Genomic DNA, 23,369 nt, shown 5'->3' with positions numbered 1-23,369 from the left:
GCGGGCATGCAGATCAACCCCGGCGCGGCCGAGTTCCCGCACCGGCAGATCGCCGCGCAGCTCAAGGCCCAGGTGCGCCGCGGCGACTGGGGTCCGGGCGAGCGGCTGCCGTCCATCCCGGCCATCGCCGAGATGTTCGGCGTCGCGAAGCAGACCGTGCAGCGCGCCGTCGACCAGCTGCGGGTCGAGGGCATCCTGATCACCAAACCCGGCTCCGGTACGTACGTCCGGGGCACCCGGCGCCGCCTCAACCGCCTGTCCCGGGGCCGGTACGGCGGCTTCCGCGGCTACCACACCGACCTGGCCGCCCGGTACCGCCAGCAGCTCGTCTCCGTCGGCCGTTCCCCCGCCCCGTCCGAGGTGGCCGACGCGTTCGGCGTCGCCGACGGCACCGAGCTGCTCTGCCGGCGGCACCTGGTACGCACCGACGACTCCCCGGTCGAGGTCGGCGCGTCCTGGTTCCTGCCCGCCGACACCGCCGGCACGTCACTGGAGCGGGCCGAGGCATTCGGCCGGCCGCTGTACCAGGAGGCGGAGGAGGTCACCGGCCGGCGGTACGTCACCGCCACCGACACGATCAGCGCCCGCCAGCCCAGCCGGGAGGAGGCGGAGATCCTCCAGATCCGCCCGGACACGCCGGTGCTGCACCTGCTGCACGTCGCGTACGACGAGCGGCACAAGCCGATCGAGGTCGCCCAGGCCACCTGGCCCGGCCCGATGACCACGCTGACCGAGGAGTACAAGATCCCCGCCCCCGCTCCCGACCAGGACCCCGACCCCGGCCTGGTCCTGGGCTGACCCGCCCTCGACGCCCGGCCCCGGCCCCGGCACCCCGGCACCCCGGCACCCCGGCGATCTTGCACTTTCCGCCCCGGCGAAAGGGACATTCACGACACCCACGGGGCCACAACTGCAAGATCGCCGAGTCAGCGGTCGGGTCGCCAGCGCACGGAGCAGCCGGGGCCGGCCACGCCCGAGTGGAACATCACGTGTGTCAAACCGTCCTCGACGCACCCACCACGTTCCACCCACGCCACACCCGCCCCCGGACGGCGCGATCTTGCGGTTGCGGCCCCCGCGAACCGGGCAAAGCGCCGGAACGTGGGCCGCAAGTGCAAGATCGACGCGCGAGCAGCGCGAGAAGGCGCGGCGCGAGGGCGATGAGACGCGGCGGAAGGACAGGGCGGGGCTAGAGGGCGATGCCTAGGAGGGCGTCCACCGTGTCTCGGAAGAGGGCCGGAGCGGTCTCGTCGTCCGTGACGCCGTTCAGGGTTCCTTCGGCCCAACGGTCGGCCGCCGCCAACGCACCCGGCGTGTCCAGGTCGTCGGCCAGGCGCTCGCGTACCGCGGCCAGCAACGCCGCCCCCGACGGCCCGGCCGGCGCGGCGGCGGCCCGCCGCCAGCGGCCCAGCCGCTCCTGCGCCTCGGTGAGCAGGTCGTCGGTCCAGGAGCGGTCGCTGCGGTAGTGCCCGCTCATCAGCGCCAGCCGGACCGCCATCGGGTCGACCTTGTCGGCCCGCAGCCGGGACACGAAGACCAGGTTGCCCTGGGACTTCGACATCTTCTCGCCGTCCAGGCCGATCATGCCGGCGTGCACGTAGTGGTCGGCGAACGGTGCCTCGCCGGTCAGCCGCTCGGCGTGCGCGGCGGAGCACTCGTGGTGCGGGAAGATCAGGTCGTTGCCGCCGCCCTGCACGTCGATCCGGTCGCCGAGCAGGTTCAACGCGATGACTGTGCACTCGATGTGCCAGCCGGGACGGCCCGGGCCCAGGTCGCCGCCGGGCCAGGACGGCTCGCCCTCGCGGGCGCCGCGCCACAGCAGCGGGTCGAGCGGGTCGCGCTTGCCGGCGCGTTCCGGGTCGCCGCCGCGCTCGGCGAACAGCTCGATCATCTGCTCGCGGGTCAGGTTGGACTCGTATCCGAAGCGGGGCGCGGCGGAGATGTCGAAGTAGACGTCGCCGGTGCCGTCGTCGAGCCGGTACGCCGCGCCGTCCTTGAGCAGCATCAGCACCTTCTCGGCGATGTCCGGGATCGACTCGACCGCGCCGACGTAGTGCGCCGGCGGGATCATCCGCAGCGCCTCCATGTCCTCGCGGAACAGCGCGGTCTCCCGCATGGCCAGGACCTTCCAGTCCTCGCCGTCGCGTTCGGCGCGCTCCAGCAGCGGGTCGTCGATGTCGGTGACGTTCTGCACGTACCGCACGTCGAGGCCGGCGTCGCGCCACATCCGCTGCACCAGGTCGAACGTGATCATGGTGGCGGCGTGCCCGAGGTGCGTCGCGTCGTACGGGGTGATGCCGCAGACGTACATCGAGGCCGCGCCCTCGGGCCGGCTGGGATGGGCGCCCTGCCGCGCCGAGTCGTACAACCTCAGCGACACGCCCTCGCCGGGCAGCCGTGGCACGTCATGTCCCGCCCAAGACTCCATGACCGCCAGCCTAACGATCCGTCAGACGCTCGGGTGCCGCCCTACGGGTGATCAACGCGACAGCAGCTCACATGGGTGGCCAGGGCATCGCCGGCCACTCCTGCGGCGGCAGGGGGAACCGGCCGCTCTCGCGCAGCCGCTCGACCCGTTCCGCCAGCGCGGCCAGCTCACCGATGGTCAGGTGCTCGGCCAGTTCCTCACCGAGCGGCCCGCGGAGCTGCCCGGCCAGGCCGTCGAGCATCTCCACCGCGTCCGGCGGCAGTTCGCGGCCGGCCCAGCCCCACAGGACCGTACGCAGCTTCTCCTCGACGTGGAAGCTCACGCCGTGGTCGACGCCGTAGATCCGGTCGTCCGGGCCGACGAGCACGTGCCCGCCCTTGCGGTCGGCGTTGTTGATGATCGCGTCGAGCACGACGAGCCGGGCCAGGCGGGGGTCGTCGGCGTGCGCCAGCGCGTACGCCGCCCCGTCGTCGTCGCGCGCCGCGGCGACCGGGAACCAGCGCGGCGGGATCTCCCGCGCCGGCACGAATCCAACGAGCGGCTCGGCGTCGTCCGGCTCGTCGATCCAGAGCTGGCACGAGCCGGGGCCGAACGGGCCGTCGCGCAGCACCGTGGGCGGAACCAGGTCCCAGCCGGTGGCCCGGGACACCAGGTAGGCGGACACCTCCCGGCCGGCGAGCGTGCCGTCCGGGAAGTCCCAGAGCGGGCGCTCGCCGCGTACCGGCTTGTAGACACAGTGCGCTGTCACGTCGCCGAGCGCGATGACGCCGCGCAGCGTCGCGTTGGAGGCGTCGACGAGCCGCCCCTCCAGGGTCAGCTCACCGTCGGCGAGCAGCCGCAGTGCCTCGGCGCCGTCCTGTCGGGGCTGCAGTTCCGACGAGGTCACCGGTGATAGCCGTTGTGCCGGGGGCAGAGGTGACCGGCCGGGTCGAGCGGCTGGCCGCACAGCGGGCAGGGGGGCCGGCCGGCGTTCACGACGCGCTTGGCCCGTTCGATGAACTCGCGGGTCGCCTCCGGGGTCAGCCGCACCCGCAGGCGGTCGAGGTCGTCGTCCGGCTCGTCCGGGTCCTCGTCGGCGTCGTCGTCCGCGTCGCCCAGCTCGACCTCGACCTCGGCCTCACCGACGGCGATCGCCTCGATCACCACGGTGGCGGTGTCCACGTCGAAGGCCAGGCCCAGCGTGCCGACCCGGAACTCCTCGTCCACAGGCGTGTCGAGCGGCTCGTTGTCGCCGGTCACGGTGGTGACCGGCTCCGGAAGCTTCACGCCGAAGCGGCGCTGCGCCTCGGCGAGCAGCTCCTCCAGCTTCTCGGCGAGCAACGACACCTGGACCTTCTCCAGCGACACGCTGACCAGCCGGCCGCCGCCGCGCGCCTGGAGGAAGAACGTGCGCTCCCCCGGCGGGCCGACCGTACCGGCGACGAACCGCTCCGGCGGCTCGAAGGCGTGCACCTGGTGCGTCATACCCACGACCCTATCCGGCGTGTGGAAGCACCGCGCAGCCCACCGACGCCGAATCCGCCCAGAGCGAACGCGCCGCGTACGCCCGCTTCACCCGGCCGCGCCCGCGCCTCCACCGACCGCCGCGTCGGACTCGGCCGCCCGCGCCGGTCGCCGGCGCCGCTTGCGCGGCGGCGGGACCAGCGCCGACAGGTCACCGCCGGTGTCGTTGAGCCGGACCAGGAACGGTCGCAACGGGGTGTAGCGGATCGCCGTCACCGACGCCGGGTCGGCCACGATCCGCTGAAAAAGATCAAGGTGTACGCCGAGCGCGTCCGCCACGATCGCCTTGATCACGTCGCCGTGGCTGCACGCCAGCCAGATGGCCTCCGGCCCGTGCTCGGCGGTGACCCGGGCGTCCCACGCCCGTACCGCGGCGACCGCGCGCGCCGACATGGCCGCCATCGACTCGCCCTGCGGGAACGCGGCGGCGCTCGGGTGCTGCTGCACCACCGGCCAGAGCGGCTCCTTCGCCAGCTTCTTCAGCGACTGCCCCTCCCAGTCGCCGTACCCGCACTCGATCAGCCCTTCGTCGACGACCGGCTCGGCGCCGGGAAGCGCCAGGTCGAGGGTCTGCCGGCAGCGGATGAGCGGGCTGGTCACCACCGCCGCCAGCGGCAGCCCGGCGAGGCGCCCGCCGACCGCCGTGGCCTGCGCCCGGCCGGTGTCGTCCAGCTCGACCGGTTGCCGCCCGGCCAGGCCGCCGTCGGCGTTCGCGGTGGTCCGGCCGTGTCGCAGAAGCAGAAGGGTCGCCACGCTGACCACCCTAGGCGGTACGTCCCCCCGATGATCGTCCCGCCACGACAGCTCGTTCCCGCCCGCTCCCGGCTCCCGGCCCGCCTCCGCCCCCTCCGCCCCCCTTTCGGCGTCGATCATGAGGTTGGCCTGGACAAATCGGACGGCAATCCCGGCCAACTTCATGATCGACCGACGGAAGGCGTCCCGTGGGCGACGCCCGGGCCTCGCCGGGATCAGGTGCGTGGCGGCGGAGAACTTGGAAGGTTTGCGCCCCTCTGGGGGCCTTCTCGTACCAAGATCTCCCGTCGAGCGTGGGCGGATGCCGGGTGCCCCGCTCCGGCCGGGCTCGCGCCACCAGCTCCACCCTCGCGGACCCACCCACTCGGCCGATCATGAGGTTGGCGGAGACAAACCGGACAGACGATGCCGCTAAGTTCATGATCGACGCGGCGGGACGCGGGCGGGCGCGACGCGGGGCGGGCGACATGGGCGGGCGCGACGCGGGCGGGCGGGACGCGGGCGGGCGCGACGTCGGTGGCGGGGGGACATGGCGGGCCCGGGTGGATGGGGGCGGTGTCCGGGCTGCGTCGGGTGTCCGGTTTCGGGGTGGTCGGGGACACCCGGCTGGCGGAATCGGGGACCGGGCCGGGGCGTTATACCTGGTGAACGACCGCAGCAGCACCCCCGGCAGCACGCGAGCGCGGGTGGCAGGGTCCGGGAATGCATCCTGGGCCCGCGGTCGTTGTGGATGTCTCCGGCGCCACCCAGCCGAACCCCCGCACGCCACCCCCGGGCGTGCTGCGGGCCGCGTGTGAGCAGGACGCCGGATCCCCCCAAGAACCTTTCTTGAGCGCCTGACGGTGCTCGCACCCGCACCGAATCCCCTTTCGGCGCGGGCGTCGACCCCCGAATGGAGCCCCCTCATGAACACGATCCTGCGTAAGAGCATCCTCGGTATCGCCGGTCTGACCGTCGCCGGTGGCCTCGCCGCCGGCCCCCTCAACCACGACACCACCACCCCCACGCGGGACGCAGCGGTCACCACCACTCACGCCGCCGCGAAGCTCGACACCGCCACACTCATCCCGCACGGCGTGCAGGGCACCCAGTCCCACATCGACCTCAACGACGAGCAGACCGCCAACGTCAAGGCCATCATCGCCGCCACCAAGAAGGCCGGCATGGACGAGCGCGCCGCCGTCGTCTCCATCGCCACGGCACTGCAGGAGTCGAAGCTGGAGAACCTCGGCCACCTCGGCGACCGTAACGACCACGACTCGCAGGGCCTGTTCCAGCAGCGCCCCTCCTCCGGCTGGGGCACGGTCGAGCAGATCACCGACCCCGAATACTCCACCACCGCCTTCCTGAAGGGCCTCAAGCAGGTCGACGGCTGGCAGGACATGCCGCTGACCAAGGCCGCCCAGACCGTCCAGGTCTCCGCCTACCCCGACCACTACGCCCAGTGGGAGCAGCAGGCCGCCGACCTCGTCGCCCAGCACTGGAACAGCTGAGTAAGAACAGCGAAAGGCCGGCACCCCGAACCAACGGGGTGCCGGCCTTTCGCGTACCAGGAGACAGCGTCAGGTCGCGCTGATCGTGCCGGTCGCCAGCAGGCAGATCACCAGGCTGCCCAGCGCCACCCGGTACAGCACGAAGACGTACAGCGTGTGGTGTGCGACGTAGCGCAGCAGCCACGCGATGGCCGCGTAGCCGACGGCGAACGCGATGAGCGTCGCGATCACCATCTGCGCCACGCTCGGCGCCGCGGTGCCCGGCGCGGACGGCTCGAAGACGTCGGGGAGGCTGAACACGCCGGAGATCACCACGGCCGGGATCGCCAGCAGGAACGAGTAGCGGGCCGCGGTCTCCCGGGTGAGGTTGAGCAGCAGGCCCGCGGTCAGGGTGCCGCCCGAGCGGGAGACGCCGGGGACCAGCGCCGCGGCCTGGGCGAAGCCCATGATGACGCCGTCGCGCATCCGGAAGTTCTCCAGCGTACGGGTCTGCCGGCCCCAGTACTCGGCGAAGGCCAGCAGCATCGCACCGATGATCAGCGTGCAGGAGATCAGCCAGAGGTTCCGGCCGGCGGTGCGGATCTGGTCCTTGAAGATCAGCCCGAAGATGCCGATCGGGATGGTGCCGACGATGACGTACCAGCCCATCCGGTAGTCGAGGCTCGACCGCACCGAACGGTCGACCAGGCCGACGAACCAGGTCCGGACGATCCGCCAGATGTCCTTGGCGAAGTAGATCAGGACGGCGGCCTCGGTGCCGAGCTGGGTCACCGCGGTGAACGACGCGCCCGCGTCCCGGCCGAAGAACAGGGCCGAGGTGATCCGCAGGTGCCCGGACGAGGACACCGGAAGGAACTCGGTCAGTCCCTGGACCAGGCCCAGGACGATGGCCTCGATCCAGGTCACTCGCCGACTCCGGACAGCTCCAGCGCCTCGGCGACGGTACGCAGGGTCTGCACCCCGCTGTCCCGGTCGGCCACGAACAGCGACACCGACAGCGTGGTCACGCCGGCGGCGGCGTACTCCCGCATCCGCTCGGCGATGCGCTCCTTCGGGCCGAGCAGCGAGGTGCGGTCGATGAACTCCATCGGTACGGCGGCGGCCGCGTCGCGCTGCCGCTTGGCCAGGTAGAGGTCCTGGACCTCGCGGGCGGCGTCGCCGTAGCCCATCCGGGTGGCGAGCTGGTTGTAGAAGTTCTGCTTGCGGCTGCCCATGCCGCCCACGTACAGCGCGGCGTACCAGCGCACCAGCTCGGCGCAGGTGGCGATGTCGTCGCCGACCACGACCGGCACGGACGGCACCACGTCGAAGCCGGCCAGTTCCTTGCCCGCCGCCGCGCGCCCGGCGCGCACCGAGGCGAGGTGCTCCTCGGCGAACTCCGGTGAGTAGAAGACGGCCAGCCAGCCGTCGGCGATCTCGCCGGCCAGTTCCAGGTTCTTCGGGCCGACTGCGGCCAGGTAGATCGGGATGTGGTCGCGCGGCGGGTGGAAGCCCAGCCGCAGCGCCTTGCCGGGGCCGTCGGGCAGCGGCAGCGTGTAGTGCTCGCCGTCGTACGCGACCTCCTTGCGGGCCACCGCCAGCTTGACGATGTCGACGTACTCCCGGGTGCGGGCCAGCGGCTTGGCGAACCGCACGCCGTGCCAGCCCTCGGAGACCTGCGGGCCGGACACGCCCAGGCCGAGCCGGAACCGGCCGCCGGAGAGCGTGTCGATGGTCGCGGCGGTCATCGCGGTCATGGCGGGGGTACGGGCCGGGATCTGCATGACCGCGGAGCCCACGTCGATGCGCTCCGTCTGACCGGCGATCCAGGCCAGCATGCTCGGCGAGTCCGAGCCGTACGCCTCCGCGGCCCAGACCACCGAGTAGCCGAGCCGGTCCGCCTCCTGGGCCAGCGCCAGGTGGTCGAAGGGCGTGCTCCACGCCGTCTGGTATCCGAGGTTGAGCCCGAGTCGCACTGATCCTCCCACCGTCCGCACCACAGGTCGCATCAGGTTACGCAATGAGCGTGGCGCCCTCGACGTCCGGCTCGCCCCGAACATGTCACACCGGGTGGAGCTCGCGCGGGAAGTTGACTGCGGCGAGGATATCCGTGACGCCGGGTTCGAAATAAGGTTCACGCATGCAACAGCGACCGCTCGGCCGAAGCGGGCTGGCGGTATCGCGGCTCGCGCTCGGCACCATGACCTGGGGACGGGACACCGACGCCGACGACGCGGCCGCCCAGCTGAAGAGCTACCTCGACGCGGGCGGCAACCTCGTCGACACCGCCGACGTGTACGCCGACGGCGACGCCGAGTCGGTGATCGGCTCGCTGCTGGGCAGCCTGGTGGACCGCGACGAGCTGCTGATCGCCACCAAGGCGGGCCTGCGGCCGGGCAGCCGCCGCCGGGACGGATCGCGCGGTCACCTGCTGCGTACGCTGGACGCCTCGCTGCGCCGGCTGGGCACCGATCACGTCGACCTGTGGCAGGTGCACGGGTACGACCCGGACACCCCGCTGGAGGAGACGCTCTCGGCGCTGGACCACGCGGTGTCCAGCGGGAAGGCCCGCTACGTGGGTGTGTCGAACTTCTCCGGCTGGCAGACCGCCCGGGCCGCCGCCTGGCAGGCCGCCTGGCCGGGGCGCGCCCCGGTGGTCGCCGCGCAGGTGGAGTACTCGCTGCTGGAGCGCGGCGTGGAGCGGGAGGTGCTGCCCGCCTGCGCCGGGATGGGGCTGGGCGTGCTGCCCTGGTCGCCGCTGGGCCGGGGCGTGCTCACCGGCAAGTACCGCAACGGCCGCCCGGCCGACTCGCGGGCGGTGTCGCCGCACTTCGAGCGGTTCGTCGCGACGTACCTGGAGCCGCGCTGCTCCAGCATCGTGGAGGCGGTCGCCATCGCGGCCGGCGGGCTCGGCGTGTCGCCGCTGGAGGTGGCGCTGGCCTGGGTGCGGGACCGGCCGGGCGTGACCGCGCCGATCCTGGGCGCCCGGACCGTCGGGCAGCTGCTCGGCGCGTTGCAGGTGGAGCGGATGACGCTGCCGGAGGAGATCGTCACGGCGCTGGACGACGTGTCGGCGGTGCCGGTGGGCTATCCGGAGCGCGACGGCTGAGCCGTACGAGGGCGATCCGGGTCAACCGCAGGGGGTGGCGGAGGGCCCGCGACCTGGGCAGCATAGGGGCATGGACTACGAATACGCGCCGCTGCGGTTGCCCTCGAACGTCGATCGGCTGACCGCCGCGGCGCAGCTGGCGATCCAGGCCGAGTTCTCCGGCTGGGAGCTGGCCCGGGTGCGGCTCTACCGGGACGGCACGCGGCAGGTGGTGCTGCGGCGCCGCCTGGTCAACCAGTCGCAGCCGGGTCTGTCGTACTGACGAGGGGCCCGTCCCCGGGGCCGCGCGACGCGGCGCCGCCCCGGGGCCGCGCACGGCCTAGTGCGCGTGGTCGTGCTCCTCGTCGAGTTCCATGAACGGGTGCTCGTCGAGCCGGCCGACCAGCCGGTCGTCGGCGGCCGGCTGGAACGGGCCGACCGGGTCGTCGTCGTCGAACGACTCCAGGTCGACGGGGGTGCCGACCTCGCTGACCATCACCACACCGTCCAGCGGCTCCAGCTCCGGCACGTCGAGCGCGGACAGCGAGCCGTCGCCGCTCTGCAGCAGCTCCAGCACCGCCTCGCCGACGCCCTCGACCGGCGCCGGCTCGTCCTCCTCCGGGGTGCCCTCCCGGCGGGCCGCCTCGGCCGCGCGCAGCAGCGCTGCGACGCTCGGCACCCGGTAGTCGCGCCGCTGCCGCACCGAGATGACCCGCGGGTGCGGGTCGGTGGGCTCGCCGCCCTCGACGGCGCCGAAGCGCTCGTCGGCCTCGTCCGGGTCGATCGACTCCACGTCCCAGGGCGTCACCTCGCCGAACGCGTCGAGCAGCTGCTCGTCGTAGGCGAACGAGGCGTTGTTCAACGCGACGTACGCCTGCCAGACGGCGTCGTCGTCGATCCGGCCCTGGGCGGCCCGGACGGCGGCCAGGTGGGCGCGGGCGGCGTCGATCACCCGCTCGAGGGCGGCGTCCAGCTCACCGTGCTGGTCGGTCATGTGTGGCAGTCCCTTCGCGATGGGGGGAGGTTCCGCGCCGGCGGCGCCGCGGCGGGCGCGGTCAGCAGGTACGGAGGAAGCGGTCCAGAACCCGCACGCCGAACTGTAGTCCGTCCAGCGGAACCCGCTCGTCGATGCCGTGGAACAGGCCGGAGAAATTGAGGTCGGCGGGCAGCCGCAGCGGCGCGAAACCGAAGCAGCGGATGCCGAGCTGGGAGAACGCCTTGGCGTCGGTGCCGCCGGAGAGCATGTACGGCACCGGGTGGGCGCCCGGGTCCTCGGCGCGCAGCGCCTCCGACATCCGCGCCACCAGGTCACCGTCGAACGTGGTCTCCAGGGCCGGCTGGCGCTGGACGTACTCGATGGCGATGTCCGGCCCGACCAGCTCGCGCAGCTGCCGCTCCAGTTCCTCGCTCTGCCCGGGCAGGCTGCGGCAGTCGATGGTGGCGGTGGCCCGGCCGGGGATGACGTTGTCCTTGTAGCCGGCGGCCAGCCGGGTCGGGTTGGCGGTGTTGCGGACGGTCGCGCCGATGATGTTGGCGATCGGGCCGAGCTTGGCGATCGCGGTCTCCGGGTCGTCCGGGTCGATCTCGATGCCGAGCACGTCGGACACCTCGGCCAGGAACGCCCGCACGGTGTCGGTCATCACCACCGGGAAGCGGTGCCGGCCGATCCGGGCGACCGCCTCGGCGAGCGCGGTGACGGCGTTGTCGTCGTGCACCATCGAGCCGTGGCCGGGCCGGCCCCTGGCGTGCAGGCGCAGCCAGTCGATGCCCTTCTCGGCGGTCTCGATCAGGTAGAGGCGGCGCTGCTCGTCGACCGAGTAGGAGAAGCCGCCGACCTCGCCGATCGCCTCGGTGCAGCCGTCGAACAGGTCGCGGTGGTGCTGGGTGAGGAAGTGCGCGCCGTAGTCGCTGCCGGCCTCCTCGTCGGCGGTGAAGGCGAGCACGACGTCGCGCCGGGGGCGTACGCCGGTGCGCTGCCAGTCGCGGACCACGGCGAGCACCATGGCGTCGAAGTCCTTCATGTCGATCGCGCCGCGACCCCACAGGTAGCCGTCGCGGATCTCGCCGGAGAACGGGTGCACCGACCACTCGTCCGGGTCGGCGGGCACCACGTCGAGGTGGCCGTGCACGAGCAGCGCGTCGCGGCCGGGCTCGGTGCCGGCGATCCGGGCGACCAGGTTGGCCCGGCCGGGCGCCGACTCGTGGATCTCGGCGTCGACGCCGACCTCGGCGAGTTTCTCCGCCACGTACTCGGCGGCGCGCCGCTCCCCTGCGCTGGTGTCGTTGTCGCCGGTGTTGGTGGTGTCGATGCGCAGCAGGTCGCGGCAGAGGTCGACGACCTCGTCGGTGGCGTCGGGTCGGGCGGGGGCGGCGTCGCTCGTCATCGCTTCCTTATACCAGCAGGTGAGGTGGTCGCGGGCCGCCGGTGGCACGGCGGCGGTTTCGCGGATCGCCGCGCCGGGTACCGCCGGACCGCCCGGACATCGACTCCGGCCGTCACGAGGAGGGCACCATGACCGTCCCCCTGCCGCCGCTGCCGCCCACCGCCGACGACGCGTACCGGCCGGGTGGGCGCAGCGTCGCCGACCTCGTGGACACCGAGCACCGGGCGCTGCTGGGGCTGGCCGACCGGGTCACCGATCCGGCGCTGGACGCGGCCGGCCGGCGCGAGGTGCTCGACGTCCTGACCGCCGCGGTGTCCCGGCACCTGTCCGCCGAGGAGCAGTACCTCTTCCCGGCCGCCCGCGCCGCGATGCCGGACGCCGCCGAGCTGGTCGAGCGGGAGATCGAAGCCGACGCCGGGCTGCTGACCGCGCTCAAGGAGCTGTCCGGGGCGGACGACCCGGCGGTCGCGGACGTGGCCGAGCGGGTCCGCCGGCACGTCAGCCGTGTCGCGGCGCTGGTCACGCCGCTGCGCGAGGTGGCCAGCGACGCCGATCTGATCCGGCTGGGCAACCGGTGGGAGATCGCGGAGGAGGCGGCGCCGACCCGCCCGCACCCCGGCACGCCCGCCACCCCGCCCTGGAACAAGATCGTCGAACCGGCGGTCGGGGTGCTGGACAAGGTGCGCGACGCGGTCACCGGACGGCGTACCCGGCTGAGCGACCTGGAGCATCCGCGCGAGGGGTGAGCCGATCGCCCCTTCCGTGTATCGGTTCGTGGTCCTACCGTCACGGTATGGATCTGGAGCTGCGACACCTGCGTGTGGTCTGCGCGATCGCGGAGACGGGGAGCGTCACCAAGGCCGCCTCGGCGCTCGGCCTGGCCCAGCCGGCGCTGACCGCCCAGCTTCAGCGGATCGAACGGGCGCTGGGCGGGCCGTTGTTCGAACGGGACCGCCGCGGCGCCCGTCCCACCGCGCTGGGTGAGCTGGTGCTGGACCGGGCGCGGGTGCTGCTGCCGGCGATGAAGGGCCTGCGGGACGAGGCGGCCCGGATGGCCGGTGCGGGCGATCCGCTGCGCCGGTACCGCTTCGGCGGGGTGAACAGCCCGATCCTGGGCCGGCTGGTGCACCGGCTCGCCGCCGAGCGGCCGGACGCGCAGATCACCACGTACGGCTCCTGGTCGGTGGACGAGCTGGCGCAGATGGTGGCCGGTGGCCGGCTCGACTTCGCACTGACCGGCGTGTGCGGCGACTCGACGCCGTCGGCGGGGTTCGGGCTGAGCTGGCGGGAGGTGGCGGTCGAGCCGATCTGCGTGCTGCTGCCGCAGACCCACCCGCTGGCCGGCCACGCCGAGGTCGACCTGGTCGACCTGCGGCGCGAGCGGTGGGTGGCCGCGCCGGGCGACGGCTGCTTCGGCGACTGCTTCGCCGCCGCCTGCGCCCGCGCCGGCTTCACCCCGAAGAAGGTGTACGAGGCGGACGTGCGGGCCGCGCTGGACCTGGTGGACGCGGGCGAGGCGGTGGCGTTGTGCCAGGCCACGTTCCGTCCGGTGGCCGGGCTGGTCACCCGCCGGCTGGCCGGCACGCCGCTGCGCTGGCGGCTGCTGCTGGGCTGGCATCCGGACGTGCCGGCCGCGGCGGTGGCCGAGCCGGTGCTGGCGGCGGCGGTCGCCGCGTACACGGACGCGCTGGCGAACCATCCGGAATACCTGGGCTGGCTGCTGGCGCACCCGGAGTTCGGCGTGCAGCCCAACGGCTCGGGCGGGGTGCGAATCGCCTGAACCCGGGTATCACCGGCGACATGACTGATCTGTATCCGGCCGCCGACCAGCGGGAGCTGCTGCGCCAGGCGGCCACCGCGCACACCACCGCCTCCGCCGAGGTGGAGGCGTTCCTGCGCCGGTTGCCGGAGGTGCCGGGGCCGGCCGACGTGACCGAGTACGCCAACCTGCTCAGCCGCGAGGAACGCGCCCGGGCCGACCGGCAGGCCGCGGCGGACGCGGCCGGGCTGCGGCTGCCCAGCCTGGAGTCGGAGTAGCGCGCGGCGCCCGGGCGGGTGGTCCGCCCGGGCGCCGCCGCACCGGCTCAGCGTTCGACGAGTACGTCGTGACCGAGGTCGAGCAGGGCGTGGCGCCACTCGTCGTCGGCGTTGCCCCGGCGTGGCCGCTGCGCGGTCAGCTCCCGGATCCGGCTGATCGCCTCCCGCATCACCTCGATGTCCTCCGGCGTGAGGTCCACCTTGCGCTTGCGCAGCACGGCGAGGATCTGCCGGCCCGGCTCGGGCAGGTCCAGGTCCGGGCCCGGACCGAACGCCTCCTCTCCCGAGCCGCGGGTCAGCAGCCACTGCCGCAGCGTCTCGGAGGACACGTTCACCTCGGCGTGGAAGTCGTCCCAGATCACCTCGACCTCGGGGTCGAGTCGCGCCTCGCGTACCATCACGCCTCCTCTCCCGGCGGCGGCCCGGGTGCCGGCTCGCCCTCGTTCGGTGTGTGCTGCTTCAGACCCTCCGGCGGCACCCGGACCCGGGACGGGTTCGCCGTCGGGGCCGCCTCGATCGGTTCACCGGCCCCGGCGTCGTCGTCGGGGACTTCCTCCGGTTCGGTCATGTCCGCCCTCCGGTCCTTCGGTGACGGCCCGTCCCGGCCCGGCCGGGACGGGCCCCGGCCGGTCATCGGGGATGGGACGTGGTGGCCGGCGTGTAGCCCCGCTCACCGGCGGCGACGTCGAAGACGAGCTGGTCGTCACGGGTGTCGACGGTGACCTTCTGCCCCGGTGAGACCTCGTTCTCCAGCAGCATCCGGGACAGCCGGTTGTCGACCTCGCGCTGGATCACCCGGCGCAGCGGCCGGGCGCCGAACTCCGGCTGGTAGCCGTGCTCGGCGAGCCAGTCGACGCCCGCCGTACTGAAGTCGACCTGGATGTCCTGGGCGTGCATGCGGCGGCGGGTCTCCTCCAGCAGCAGCCCGGTGATCTGGCGGAGCTGCTCGGCCTCCAGCCGCTGGAAGATGATCACCTCGTCGATGCGGTTGAGGAACTCCGGGCGGAAGTTCTCCTGGAGCCGGCGCATCAGCCGCTCCCGCAGTTCGTCGCTCTCCTGCTCGCCGGGCCCGCCGGTGGCGAAGCCGACGGTGCGCTGGGTGCCGGTGATCAGCTCCGAGCCGAGGTTGCTGGTCATGATCAGGACGGTGTTCTTGAAGTTCACGGTGCGGCCCTGGCTGTCGGTGAGCCGGCCGTCGTCGAGCACCTGGAGCAGGATGTTGAACACGTCCGGGTGCGCCTTCTCGATCTCGTCAAGCAGCACCACCGCGTACGGGCGGCGGCGGACCGCCTCGGTGAGCTGACCGGCCTCCTCGTAGCCGACGTACCCGGGCGGGGCGCCGACCAGCCGGCTGACCGTGTGCCGTTCCTGGAACTCGCTCATGTCCACCCGGACCATCCGGTCCGCCTCGCCGAACAGCGCCTCGGCGAGCGCGCGGGCCAGCTCGGTCTTGCCGACGCCGGTCGGGCCGAGGAACAGGAAGCTGCCCATCGGCCGGTCCGGGTCGGCCAGCCCGGTGCGGGAGCGGCGTACCGCCTCGGCGACGGCGCTGACGGCGTCGTCCTGGCCGATGATCTTCTCGTGCAGGTGCCCCTCCAGGCGCAGCAGCCGGTCGCGTTCCTCCTCGGTGAGCTGGGTGACCGGGATGCCGGTGGCCCGGGAGACCACCTCGGCGATCTCCGTCGGCCCCACCTCGGGCACGTGGCTGGGGCCCTCGTCGCCGCGGGCGCGGCGGACCTGGTCCTCCAGTTCGGCGAGCCGGTCGCGCAGCGCGGAGGCCCGCTCGTACTGCTCGTCGGAGACCGCCTGCTCCTTGTCCCGGCGCGTCTCGTCGAGCTGCTGCTCCAGCTCGCGCACGTCCTCGGCGGGGGTACGGGTGCGCAGCCGCACCCGCGCGCCGGCCTGGTCGATCAGGTCGATCGCCTTGTCCGGCAGGAACCGGTCGGTGACGTACCGGTCGGACAGCTCACCGGCGGCGATCAGCGCCTCGTCGGTGAACCGGACCTGGTGGTGCGCCTCGTACCGGTCGCGCAGGCCGCGCAGGATCGCGATGGTGTCGTCGACCGTCGGCTCGGGCACCAGCACCGGCTGGAACCGGCGGGCCAGTGCGGCGTCCTTCTCGATGCTGCGCCGGTACTCGTCGAGCGTGGTCGCGCCGATCACCCGCAGCTCGCCGCGCGCCAGGGCGGGCTTGAGCATGTTCGACGCGTCCATTCCGCCCTCGCTGCCGGCGCCGCCCGCGCCGACCAGCGTGTGGATCTCGTCCAGGAAGATGATCAGCTCCTCGCGGTGGGCGCGGATCTCGTCGATCACCTTCTTCAGGCGCTCCTCGAAGTCGCCCCGGTAGCGGGTGCCGGCGACCAGGCCGGACAGGTCGAGCTGGATCACCCGTTTGCCGATCAGCGTCTGCGGCACGTCCCCGTCGCAGATCCGCTCGGCCAGGCCCTCCACGATCGCGGTCTTGCCGACACCGGCCTCACCGATCAGCACCGGGTTGTTCTTGGTCCGCCGGGACAGGATCTCCACCGCCTGCTCGATCTCGTCGGCCCGGCCGATCACCGGGTCGATCTGGTCCATCCGGGCCAGTTCGGTGAGGTCCTGGCCGTACTGGTCGAGCGTCGGGGTGCCCCGGTCCGGGCGCGGGGCGTTCGCCGCGCCGCGCTCGGCGCTGGCCGCCTGCAACGACTCGGGCTGGATCCGGCCGGCGGCGAGCATCCGGCCGGCCGGCGACTCGGGGTTCAGCGGCAACGCCATCAGGATGTGCTCGGGACCGATGTAGTTGGCGCCCATGGCGCGGGACAGCTGGTGCGCGTCCAGCAGCGCCCGCTTCGCGGCCGGGGTCAGCGACAGGTTCGGCGGCACCTCGCCGCGCGGTGCGCCCTCACCGCGCCCGCCCAGCGCGCCCAGCAGCGCGTCCGGGTCGGCGCCGGCCCGACGGACCAGGTCACGCAACGGCTCGCGCTGCAACGCCGCCCAGAGCAGGTGGTCGGTGTCCAGGTCGTTGCTGTGCTTCTGGGCGGCGCGGCGGGCCGCGTCGGCGAGCATCTCCCGGGCGTCGGCGGTCATCAGGCGCGTGATGTCGACCCGGTGCGCCGGCCGGCGTCCCCCCTCGCCCCGGCCGAAGTATCGGGCCAGGAACTCGTCCCAGGGGTCGTTGCCGAAGTCACCCGGTCCCATCATCTCGTCCTCCGCAGTCAGTCGGCACGACCGGCACCCGGCACGCGCGGCACGGTCGGCGGTGGCTACCCGGCGGTCGGCGCGACAAACGCGACCGGATGGCAGGCTGGGGGGCATGGAGAGCAGACCGCTGCTGATCGTGGACGGCGCGAACGTGGTGGGCTCGCGCCCGGACGGCTGGTGGCGCGACCGGGCCGGCGCGGCGGTCCGGCTGCGCGACGCGCTGGCGCCCGTCGGCGAGGCGGGCGTGCCGCCGGAGCTGCCGCCACCGGTGCAGGTGGTGCTGGTGGTGGAGGGCGCGGCCCGGCACGTGGCACCCGCGCCCGGCGTGGAGGTGGTCTCCGCGCCCGGCTCCGGCGACGACACGATGGTCGAGCTGGTCGCCGCGGCACCGGATCGGCGGCGGGTGGTGGTCACCGCCGACCGGGAGCTGCGCGAGCGGGTGACCGCGCTGGGCGCGGAGGTACGCGGCCCGCGCTGGCTGCGCCCTTAGCCCGGCCGGTCCCGCGAGCGGGACCACGGCGTCCGCCGGCGGGACCGCCGGCCGGGTCTTCGCGCACGTCAACGCGGGAACCGGACACGAGGGCCGCAACCACGCGAGGGTGGATGTTCGTCCACCCGTTCCGATGGGTTGTAATGGAGATCTCTTCCGCCCCCAGGAGGTCCCCGTGGCGAGCGTCGCCGAGCTGAAGGCCGCCATCGATGTCGCTCTCCAGCAGATCGGTGACGGCCAGACAGCGGTGCAGGCAGCCGGCGAGAAGCTGGCCGAGGCGCAGCAGACGCTGGCCGGCGCGCTGGAGGGCAGCGGTCACGAGACGGTCGAGGCGGCCCAGGCCTCGCTGACACAGGCGGGCCAGGAACTGGAGGAGTGTCTGGCCGCGACACTGGTCGCGGTGGAACAGGCACAGCTCTACGTCGCGACGCTCTGAGGCCGGCCGTGTCCATAGTCGAGGACATCGGCGCGCAGGTGCGCGCCGCCGCCGAGGAACTGCCGCTGGCGCAGCTCGCCGCCGCGCTGGAGAAGCTCGGCCAGGCGCAGGAGCGGCTGCGCTGGGTGCGCCAGGAGTCGTCCGACCCGATGGGGGTACCGGAGCTGTCCTCGGCCACCGAGCACGCCGAGACCGCCGGCTACGCGCTGCGCGTGGCGCAGGAGCAGCTCACCGCGTACCTGGCCGCGATCGGGCTGGCGCCGGACGGGGCGCGGCCGGCGCCGCCGGGCGAGCGGCCGCCGAAGCACGACACGCCGCGCGGCGAGGAGCCGCCCGCGGCCGGCCCGGCCGCCGAGCCGGGTGAGCAGCCGGCGGTACGGCGCTGGTGGGCGGTGCGGGTGGCGGAGCTGACCGGCGGCCGGGAGGGCGCGCCGGACGAGCCGGACGAACGCGTCGAGGACTCCCACGAGCTGCTGCACCGGGTGGTCGCCGGGATCCGCTCCGGTGACCGGGACCGGCTGCACCGCGAGCTGCACCGGGCGCACGCCGACGTGGGGCTGGGGCTGGCCGCGATCACCCCGCCGCTGCTGCGCGAGCTGGCCGGTGAGCTGCTCGGCCATCCGCCCCGCGCGGACGACCTGCCCCGGCTGCGCGGCGCGCTGGACTCCCGGGTCCGCGACCTGCTGCCCGGGCTGCCGCGGCCGGTGCTGGACACGCTGCTGACCCGGGTGTGCCGGATGCCCCCGCCGCGCCGCGACGACGACGCGGAGCAGCCGCACGCGGCCGACCCGGCGGTCACCGCGGGTGTGCTCACGGGGGTGCTGCTCGACCGGCTCGGCCGGGACCTGCCCAAGGACACCGACGATCGGGAGCCGTCCCGTGGCTGACGTCCGCGCTCAACTGGTGACGCGGGTCCGGGGGATGCTCTCCGAGGCCCTGGGCGCCACCCGTACCCGGCTCACCGCCGCCGAGGCCGAGCTGGCCGCGAGCCGGGAGCGGCTGGCGCGTACCCGCCGGGCCGCCGCGGCCGTGCCCGCCCGGGTGGGCGCCGCCCGCGACCGGCGCCTGGCCGAGATCGACGCCCGGCACACGGCCCGCCTCGCCGAGCTGGCCCGGCGGGCCGCCGCCGCGGCACAGCGGGAGGCGCCGGGCGCGGCGTCCGCGCCCTGGGACCGCTGGCAGGCCACGTCCGCCGGCCGGTCCGAGCCGCCCGGCGCGTTGCGGGTCGGCACGGTACGCCTCGACGGCGCCGAACCGGTGCCGGCGCTGGTCCCGCTCCTGGACGCCGGGCACGCGCACCTGGCCGGCGGCGACCGGGACGGGCTCGCCGCCGTGGTCCCCGCGCTGCTGCTGCGCTCGGTCGGGCGGGCCGACCCGGGCGCGGTGCGGCTGTACGGGTACGACCCGGAGCACCTGGGCGGCGGTCTGGCCGGATTCGCGCCGCTGGGCACGGCCGGGCTGCTCACGTTCGTCGGGCCGGGCGGGCTGGGCCGCCTGCTGGACGACCTGGTGGAGCAGATCCGCCGGATCAACGCCACGGTGCTCGCCGGTGAGTACGGCTCGCTGCGCGAACTGGCCGCCGCCACCGGACGCCGGCCGGAGCCGTGGCGGGTGGCGGTGCTGCTCGGCGGCGACGAGCTGTCCCGGCACGAGCGCGGCCAGCTCGACCGGGTGGTGCGTACCGGTGCGGCCTGCGGCGTGCACCTGGTGGTCCGCGGCATCGAGCTGCCCGACGACCCGACCGTCACCCGGATCACCGTTGAGCCGGACGACGCCCGGGTGGCCGGGCTGCCGGTGGTGCTCGACGCGCCGCCGCCGCCCGCCCTGGTCACCGAGACCTGCCGCACCGTCGCCTCCCGGGTGGCCGCCGGCCCGCCGCCGACGCCGTTCACCGACCTGCTCCCGCCGCCGGACGAGTACTGGCGGGAGGACTCGGCGCACGGGCTCAGCGCCCCGATCGGCGAGGGCCCGCACGGGCGGCAGGTGCTGCTCACGCTCGGCGACTACCCGCCGCACGCGTTGATCGGCGGCCCGTCGGGCACCGGCAAGACGAACCTGATCTTCGCCTGGATCGGCGCGCTCGCCGCCCGCTACTCCCCCGCCGAGCTGGAGTTCTATCTGCTCGACTTCAAGGAGGGCGTGTCCTTCGCCCGGTTCGCGCAGGGCCGGCGCGACCCGAGCTGGCTGCCGCACATGCGGCTGGTCGGCATCAACGTCAACACCGACCGGGAGTTCGGCCTGGCGCTGCTGCGCTTCCTCGCCGAGGAGCTACGCCGGCGCGCCGACGCCGCGAAGAAGCACGAGGTCACCAAGCTGGCCGAGCTGCGCGCGGTGGACCCGGACGGGCACTGGCCGCGCATCGTGGCGGTGGTCGACGAGTTCCAGGCGCTGCTCGCCGGCCGGGACGTGGTCGCCCGGGAGGCCGCCGACCTGCTGGAGGACCTGGCCCGGCGGGGCCGGTCGCAGGGCATCCACCTGGTGCTGGCCTCGCAGGACGTGCGCGGCATCGAGGCGCTGTGGGGGCGGCCGGCGCTGGTCGCCCAGTTCACGCTGCGGATCGCGCTGCCGAAGGCGCTGCGCATCCTGGCCGAGCGCAACGACGCGGCGCAATCGCTGCCCCGCCACCACGCGGTGATCAACGCCGAGTCGGGCCTGGCCGAGGGGAACGAGGTGGCCCGGATCCCGTCGGCGAGCGACTGGGAGACGTGGAGCGAGCTTCAGCACCGGCTGTGGCGGATGCGCCCGCAGGACGCCGCGCCGGCCCGGCTGTTCGACGGCGACGCGATCCCGAAGCTGGCCGACGCGCCGGACTTCCGCGCGCTGACCGCGCCGGAGCAGGGCGTGCCGCGCAGCCCGGTGGCGCTGCTCGGCGAGATCATCGACGTGCAGTCCCGCTCGGCGGCGCTGCGGCTGCCCCGCGCTCCCGGCCGCAACCTGGCGGTGCTCGGCACCCGGGTGGACGAGGCGTGCGCGGTGCTCGACGCCGCCGCCCGGTCGCTGGCCCGGCAGTACCGGCCCGGCACCGCCCGGTTCTCCATCGCCTGCCTGGACCCGGACGCCGACCCGGCCGCCCGCGCCCTGTACGAGGATCTGGAAGGCGACGCCTCCTGGTACGACGAGGAGACGGTGCCGGAGCTGATGGCCGAGGTGGGCGACGGACTCGGCGCGCCGGGTGCGGCGCGTACCCCGCACTTCCTGCTGCTGTACGCGGTGGACGCGGCCGCCGCGGCGCTCGCCGGCAAGGCCGGTACGCGCACCGGGCTGGAGCAGTTGCGCCGGATCCTGCACGACGGGCCGGAGCGGCGTACGCACGTGCTGGCGTGGTGGCGCGGCGTGGCCCGGATGCGCGTCGACCTGGGCGGCGCGGGCGCGCGCACCGACCAGATCGGCGCCTGGGTGGCGCTGGACGTGCAGGGCGGTGAGCTGGGCTCCTCGCTGTATCCGGGCAGCGGCGGGCCGGACTGGTATCCCCGGCCGTGGCGCGGTCTCTACTTCGACCGGGCGGTGCACCGCACCGGACAGGTGATCATCCCTTATGGTCCCTCCCGATGAACGAACCGGTTGCCAGTGAGACGTACGACGCGCAGATCCGCCGGCTCGCCGAGCTGACCGCCCGGGTGTCCGCTCAGCGGGCCGAGGCGCACACCTGGTACGCCCAGCAGGTGGCCGCCGCCGAACGGGCGGTGGCGGAGGCCGCCGAGCAGGTGCGGCAGGCCGAGGCGGAGGTGGCCGAGGCGTCCCTGCTGGTGGAGCGCGTCGACGGCGAGGTGACTCACCTGTGGACGCAGTTGCGGGCCCGGCTGGGCGTGGGCGCCCGGCGGCTGGGCGACCCGCCCGGCCCGGTACGCGGCGCGGCTGGTGACCCGGTGCCGCTGCTGCGGGCGGTCCGGGAGCTGCTGGACCGCACCGGGGCGCCGGGCGAGCTGCCCGGCTCGGTGAACCCGCTGCTGGTCGCGTGCGGCATCGGCGGGGCGCTGTTGGCGTACGCGCTGGGGGTGGGTGCGCGGGCGCTCGCCGCCGGTGCCAGCGGTGACCTGGCGGTGGGCCTGCCGGTGCTGGCGCTGGTGGTGACGCTGCTCGGTCCGGTGATCGGGCTGGCGCCGGCCCGGCTGCTGGCCGACCGCCGCCACGCGGTGCTGACCCCACGCCCGATGATCCTGGTGGCCGCCTCCGGCCTGGTCACGACCCTGCTCCTGCTCACGGTGACCTACACCCGCTGACCGCCCCCTCCCCACGCCCTCTCTCGGGCCGTCGATCATGAGGTTGGCGGCGCGACACGCCACGTCGCACCGCCGGTCAACCTCATGATCGCGCCCGTCAGGCGGGGGTCAGGACCGCCTCCTTCAGCAGGCGGCGGGCCAGGGTCAGGCGGTCGGCGTCGTCGTCCAGGCCGGGCAGGTCGCCGACCCGGGTCACCTCGCCGGTCAGCAGCGCGCGCAGCGCCGCCTCGCAGGTGCCGGGCAGCGTGAGCGTCCGGTCCGGCACGCGCAGCGTGACCCGTCCGTCGGCGGCCGGGGCGAGCTGCCAGCGCAGGCCGCCACGCACCGCCACCTCGCTGTCCGCTGTGAGCCGGGCCAGCGCCTGCGCCTGGGCCAGCGGCCGGATCGGCGCCGGGCGGGCGGCCGGCCAGACCCGGGCGCGCAGCCGGCCGGCCACCGCCGCCGGGTCGGCCCGCAGCAGCCAGTCGCGCAACGCCTCGACGGTCTCGGTCAGCTCCGGCTCGATCGCGTCCGGGTCGGCCAGGTCGAGCCCGAACGGCAGGCTCGCGCGCAGCCGCGCGTCCTCGGCGGCGAGCGCGAGCAGCTCCTCGACCACGGCGTACCGGGTCAGCGCCCGGATGCCCACGGTCAGGTGCAGCGAGCTGGACTCCTGCGCCTGGGCGCTGTGCAGCCAGCCGCGCGGCAGGTAGAGCGCGTCGCCCGGTTCGAGCACGACGTCCAGCTCGGGGCGCCCGTCGGCGGTCGCGGAGACCTCGTCGGCCCGGCCGCCCCAGGGCTGGCGCTCCAGCGGGTCGGCCAGCACGGGCGGGTGGATCCGCCAGTGCTTGCGCCCGTCCACCTGGAGCACGAACACGTCGTGGGTGTCGTAGTGGGTGGCGAAGCCCTGACTGCCGGCCGGGGTCAGGTAGGCGTTCACCTGCAACGGCTGGGCCAGCGCGGTGCCCAGGTCACGGGCGAAGTCGACGAGCGCCGGCCAGGTGCGGTGCAGGCCCTGCAACACCAGCGTCGCGCCGTCGGCGTACAGCGCCAGCACCTTCTCGTCGACGACCTGGTCGCCGATCTCGGCGCCGGCGCCACCGCCGCCGGTGAACCGCGCCGCCGGCACGAGCTGGCCGTCCTTGGCGACCCGCAGGAACGGGGTACGCAGGCCGCGGCGGCTGAGCAGCTCGTCGGCGTCGGCGGGGCTGAGCAGGTCGGTGAAGCCGTCCGGGTTGGGCAGTTCGGCGGCGCGGGACAGCAGCGGGCTGCGCCCCCAGTGGTCGGCGGCGAACTTGGCCGGCTCCACCGCCACGCACCGGGCCAGCGCTTCGGTCGCGGAGAACGGAACCGCCGGGCGGCCGTGGCCACCCGGCGGGTCGACGTGCGTGGTGCTCATGTG

Annotated in this window: 24 protein-coding genes; 12 read left to right on the top strand and 12 right to left on the bottom strand. The window is 74.3% G+C overall.

All coding sequences use genetic code 11. The annotated features are described in order from the left end of the window. The first annotated feature begins 6 nt into the window (after nucleotides 1–6). Nucleotides 7–798, top strand: coding sequence for a GntR family transcriptional regulator (locus FB454_RS20960; protein WP_013286080.1), 792 nt, complete (start codon nucleotides 7–9; stop codon nucleotides 796–798). Nucleotides 799–1,189: 391 nt separating this feature from the next. On the opposite strand, the gene mshC is transcribed toward FB454_RS20960, so the two are convergent. The 4 genes from mshC to FB454_RS20940 form a co-directional block, all read right to left on the bottom strand. Then, the gene (gene mshC / locus FB454_RS20955; RefSeq protein ID WP_013286079.1) at nucleotides 1,190–2,428 is read right to left on the bottom strand and encodes a cysteine--1-D-myo-inosityl 2-amino-2-deoxy-alpha-D-glucopyranoside ligase; all 1,239 of its coding nucleotides are present in this window, start codon (nucleotides 2,426–2,428) and stop codon (nucleotides 1,190–1,192) included. Nucleotides 2,429–2,495: 67 nt separating this feature from the next. Further along, nucleotides 2,496–3,314, bottom strand: a complete 819-nt coding sequence (locus FB454_RS20950) for an SCO1664 family protein (protein ID WP_013286078.1) — start codon at nucleotides 3,312–3,314, stop codon at nucleotides 2,496–2,498. After that, nucleotides 3,311–3,892, bottom strand: coding sequence for a DUF3090 domain-containing protein (locus FB454_RS20945; protein WP_013286077.1), 582 nt, complete (start codon nucleotides 3,890–3,892; stop codon nucleotides 3,311–3,313). Before FB454_RS20945 ends, FB454_RS20950 begins: the two co-directional genes overlap by 4 nt. A gap of 87 nt (nucleotides 3,893–3,979) precedes the next feature. Next, on the bottom strand, nucleotides 3,980–4,693 hold the full coding sequence (locus tag FB454_RS20940) for a histidine phosphatase family protein (RefSeq protein ID WP_041799019.1): 714 nt from the start codon (nucleotides 4,691–4,693) through the stop codon (nucleotides 3,980–3,982). An 896-nt stretch (nucleotides 4,694–5,589) separates the two neighbouring features. On the opposite strand from FB454_RS20940, the gene FB454_RS20935 reads away from it, so the two are divergent. Further along, complete coding sequence (locus FB454_RS20935; protein ID WP_145823311.1) at nucleotides 5,590–6,177, top strand: hypothetical protein; 588 nt, start codon at nucleotides 5,590–5,592, stop codon at nucleotides 6,175–6,177. A 69-nt stretch (nucleotides 6,178–6,246) separates the two neighbouring features. Here the strand turns inward: FB454_RS20935 and FB454_RS20930 are convergent, their stop codons facing one another. After that, complete coding sequence (locus tag FB454_RS20930) at nucleotides 6,247–7,083, bottom strand: undecaprenyl-diphosphate phosphatase (protein ID WP_013286073.1); 837 nt, start codon at nucleotides 7,081–7,083, stop codon at nucleotides 6,247–6,249. Beyond that, the gene (locus FB454_RS20925) at nucleotides 7,080–8,132 is read right to left on the bottom strand and encodes an LLM class F420-dependent oxidoreductase (protein ID WP_013286072.1); all 1,053 of its coding nucleotides are present in this window, start codon (nucleotides 8,130–8,132) and stop codon (nucleotides 7,080–7,082) included. Before FB454_RS20925 ends, FB454_RS20930 begins: the two co-directional genes overlap by 4 nt. Before the next feature lie 164 nt (nucleotides 8,133–8,296). On the opposite strand from FB454_RS20925, the gene FB454_RS20920 reads away from it, so the two are divergent. Together FB454_RS20920 and FB454_RS20915 are read left to right on the top strand one after the other, a co-directional pair. Continuing rightward, the gene (locus tag FB454_RS20920; protein WP_013286071.1) at nucleotides 8,297–9,265 is read left to right on the top strand and encodes an aldo/keto reductase; all 969 of its coding nucleotides are present in this window, start codon (nucleotides 8,297–8,299) and stop codon (nucleotides 9,263–9,265) included. A gap of 70 nt (nucleotides 9,266–9,335) precedes the next feature. Continuing rightward, complete coding sequence (locus tag FB454_RS20915) at nucleotides 9,336–9,527, top strand: DUF5703 family protein (RefSeq protein ID WP_030274256.1); 192 nt, start codon at nucleotides 9,336–9,338, stop codon at nucleotides 9,525–9,527. A 57-nt stretch (nucleotides 9,528–9,584) separates the two neighbouring features. On the opposite strand, the gene FB454_RS20910 is transcribed toward FB454_RS20915, so the two are convergent. Both FB454_RS20910 and FB454_RS20905 read right to left on the bottom strand, forming a co-directional pair. Then, complete coding sequence (locus FB454_RS20910; protein WP_013286069.1) at nucleotides 9,585–10,238, bottom strand: hypothetical protein; 654 nt, start codon at nucleotides 10,236–10,238, stop codon at nucleotides 9,585–9,587. Nucleotides 10,239–10,299: 61 nt separating this feature from the next. Continuing rightward, a complete protein-coding gene (locus tag FB454_RS20905; RefSeq protein ID WP_145755623.1) occupies nucleotides 10,300–11,628 on the bottom strand; it encodes a M20/M25/M40 family metallo-hydrolase in 1,329 nt (442 codons plus the stop codon). Nucleotides 11,629–11,756: 128 nt separating this feature from the next. Here FB454_RS20905 and FB454_RS20900 point away from each other — a divergent pair, with 128 nt between their 5' ends. Genes FB454_RS20900 through FB454_RS20890 form a run of 3 tightly spaced genes read left to right on the top strand, consistent with a single transcriptional unit; the run spans nucleotide 11,757 to nucleotide 13,665 of the window. After that, nucleotides 11,757–12,374, top strand: a complete 618-nt coding sequence (locus FB454_RS20900; RefSeq protein ID WP_145755622.1) for a hemerythrin domain-containing protein — start codon at nucleotides 11,757–11,759, stop codon at nucleotides 12,372–12,374. 47 nt (nucleotides 12,375–12,421) lie between these two features. Continuing rightward, nucleotides 12,422–13,408 carry a LysR family transcriptional regulator gene (locus FB454_RS20895; RefSeq protein ID WP_047893392.1) on the top strand — a complete coding sequence of 329 codons (987 nt, stop codon included), beginning with the start codon at nucleotides 12,422–12,424 and terminating at the stop codon, nucleotides 13,406–13,408. A gap of 20 nt (nucleotides 13,409–13,428) precedes the next feature. Further along, nucleotides 13,429–13,665 (top strand): hypothetical protein, encoded by a 237-nt coding sequence (locus tag FB454_RS20890; protein ID WP_013476980.1) that lies wholly within the window; start codon nucleotides 13,429–13,431, stop codon nucleotides 13,663–13,665. Nucleotides 13,666–13,712: 47 nt separating this feature from the next. Here the strand turns inward: FB454_RS20890 and FB454_RS20885 are convergent, their stop codons facing one another. From FB454_RS20885 to FB454_RS20880, 3 genes are all read right to left on the bottom strand, one after another. Continuing rightward, nucleotides 13,713–14,063 (bottom strand): DUF3140 domain-containing protein, encoded by a 351-nt coding sequence (locus FB454_RS20885; RefSeq protein WP_013286064.1) that lies wholly within the window; start codon nucleotides 14,061–14,063, stop codon nucleotides 13,713–13,715. Further along, nucleotides 14,063–14,233 (bottom strand): hypothetical protein, encoded by a 171-nt coding sequence (locus tag FB454_RS34960; protein ID WP_186461629.1) that lies wholly within the window; start codon nucleotides 14,231–14,233, stop codon nucleotides 14,063–14,065. The genes FB454_RS20885 and FB454_RS34960 overlap by 1 nt, the downstream gene beginning before the upstream one ends. A gap of 62 nt (nucleotides 14,234–14,295) precedes the next feature. After that, nucleotides 14,296–16,845: an ATP-dependent Clp protease ATP-binding subunit gene (locus tag FB454_RS20880; protein ID WP_013286062.1), complete on the bottom strand. Its 2,550-nt coding sequence runs from the start codon at nucleotides 16,843–16,845 to the stop codon at nucleotides 14,296–14,298. Between the two features lie 112 nt (nucleotides 16,846–16,957). Between FB454_RS20880 and FB454_RS20875 the strand changes: the two genes are divergently transcribed. From FB454_RS20875 to FB454_RS20855, 5 genes are all read left to right on the top strand, one after another. Further along, entirely contained in the window at nucleotides 16,958–17,335 is a 378-nt protein-coding gene (locus tag FB454_RS20875; protein ID WP_013286061.1) for a hypothetical protein, read from the top strand. A 175-nt stretch (nucleotides 17,336–17,510) separates the two neighbouring features. Beyond that, nucleotides 17,511–17,771, top strand: a complete 261-nt coding sequence (locus FB454_RS20870) for a hypothetical protein (RefSeq protein ID WP_013286060.1) — start codon at nucleotides 17,511–17,513, stop codon at nucleotides 17,769–17,771. A gap of 8 nt (nucleotides 17,772–17,779) precedes the next feature. Next, nucleotides 17,780–18,658 (top strand): hypothetical protein, encoded by an 879-nt coding sequence (locus FB454_RS20865; RefSeq protein WP_145823310.1) that lies wholly within the window; start codon nucleotides 17,780–17,782, stop codon nucleotides 18,656–18,658. After that, the gene (locus tag FB454_RS20860; RefSeq protein WP_114920279.1) at nucleotides 18,651–21,323 is read left to right on the top strand and encodes an FtsK/SpoIIIE domain-containing protein; all 2,673 of its coding nucleotides are present in this window, start codon (nucleotides 18,651–18,653) and stop codon (nucleotides 21,321–21,323) included. Before FB454_RS20865 ends, FB454_RS20860 begins: the two co-directional genes overlap by 8 nt. Beyond that, nucleotides 21,320–21,991 carry a hypothetical protein gene (locus FB454_RS20855; protein WP_145755620.1) on the top strand — a complete coding sequence of 224 codons (672 nt, stop codon included), beginning with the start codon at nucleotides 21,320–21,322 and terminating at the stop codon, nucleotides 21,989–21,991. Before FB454_RS20860 ends, FB454_RS20855 begins: the two co-directional genes overlap by 4 nt. Nucleotides 21,992–22,088: 97 nt before the next feature. Here the strand turns inward: FB454_RS20855 and FB454_RS20850 are convergent, their stop codons facing one another. Further along, complete coding sequence (locus FB454_RS20850; RefSeq protein ID WP_145755619.1) at nucleotides 22,089–23,366, bottom strand: JmjC domain-containing protein; 1,278 nt, start codon at nucleotides 23,364–23,366, stop codon at nucleotides 22,089–22,091. Between the last annotated feature and the right edge of the window lie 3 nt (nucleotides 23,367–23,369).

The sequence above is a fragment of the Micromonospora sp. CNZ297 genome (assembly GCF_007827625.1).
The sequence above is the reverse complement of the archived record's forward strand: the minus strand, read 5'-3'. Positions and strand labels throughout refer to the sequence as shown.

Excerpts from the sequence above, each read along its gene's own strand:
- FB454_RS20875 (WP_013286061.1), top strand. The coding sequence starts at position 16,958 with ATGGAGAGCAGACCGCTGCTGATCGTGGACGGCGCGAACGTGGTGGGC.
- FB454_RS34960 (WP_186461629.1), bottom strand. The coding sequence starts at position 14,233 with ATGACCGAACCGGAGGAAGTCCCCGACGACGACGCCGGGGCCGGTGAA.
- FB454_RS20880 (WP_013286062.1), bottom strand. The coding sequence starts at position 16,845 with ATGATGGGACCGGGTGACTTCGGCAACGACCCCTGGGACGAGTTCCTG.
- FB454_RS20920 (WP_013286071.1), top strand. The coding sequence starts at position 8,297 with ATGCAACAGCGACCGCTCGGCCGAAGCGGGCTGGCGGTATCGCGGCTC.
- FB454_RS20900 (WP_145755622.1), top strand. The coding sequence starts at position 11,757 with ATGACCGTCCCCCTGCCGCCGCTGCCGCCCACCGCCGACGACGCGTAC.
- FB454_RS20905 (WP_145755623.1), bottom strand. The coding sequence starts at position 11,628 with ATGACGAGCGACGCCGCCCCCGCCCGACCCGACGCCACCGACGAGGTC.
- FB454_RS20855 (WP_145755620.1), top strand. The coding sequence starts at position 21,320 with ATGAACGAACCGGTTGCCAGTGAGACGTACGACGCGCAGATCCGCCGG.
- FB454_RS20885 (WP_013286064.1), bottom strand. The coding sequence starts at position 14,063 with ATGGTACGCGAGGCGCGACTCGACCCCGAGGTCGAGGTGATCTGGGAC.
- FB454_RS20850 (WP_145755619.1), bottom strand. The coding sequence starts at position 23,366 with ATGAGCACCACGCACGTCGACCCGCCGGGTGGCCACGGCCGCCCGGCG.
- mshC (WP_013286079.1), bottom strand. The coding sequence starts at position 2,428 with ATGGAGTCTTGGGCGGGACATGACGTGCCACGGCTGCCCGGCGAGGGC.
- FB454_RS20945 (WP_013286077.1), bottom strand. The coding sequence starts at position 3,892 with ATGACGCACCAGGTGCACGCCTTCGAGCCGCCGGAGCGGTTCGTCGCC.
- FB454_RS20960 (WP_013286080.1), top strand. The coding sequence starts at position 7 with ATGCAGATCAACCCCGGCGCGGCCGAGTTCCCGCACCGGCAGATCGCC.
- FB454_RS20890 (WP_013476980.1), top strand. The coding sequence starts at position 13,429 with ATGACTGATCTGTATCCGGCCGCCGACCAGCGGGAGCTGCTGCGCCAG.
- FB454_RS20895 (WP_047893392.1), top strand. The coding sequence starts at position 12,422 with ATGGATCTGGAGCTGCGACACCTGCGTGTGGTCTGCGCGATCGCGGAG.
- FB454_RS20935 (WP_145823311.1), top strand. The coding sequence starts at position 5,590 with ATGAACACGATCCTGCGTAAGAGCATCCTCGGTATCGCCGGTCTGACC.
- FB454_RS20910 (WP_013286069.1), bottom strand. The coding sequence starts at position 10,238 with ATGACCGACCAGCACGGTGAGCTGGACGCCGCCCTCGAGCGGGTGATC.
- FB454_RS20915 (WP_030274256.1), top strand. The coding sequence starts at position 9,336 with ATGGACTACGAATACGCGCCGCTGCGGTTGCCCTCGAACGTCGATCGG.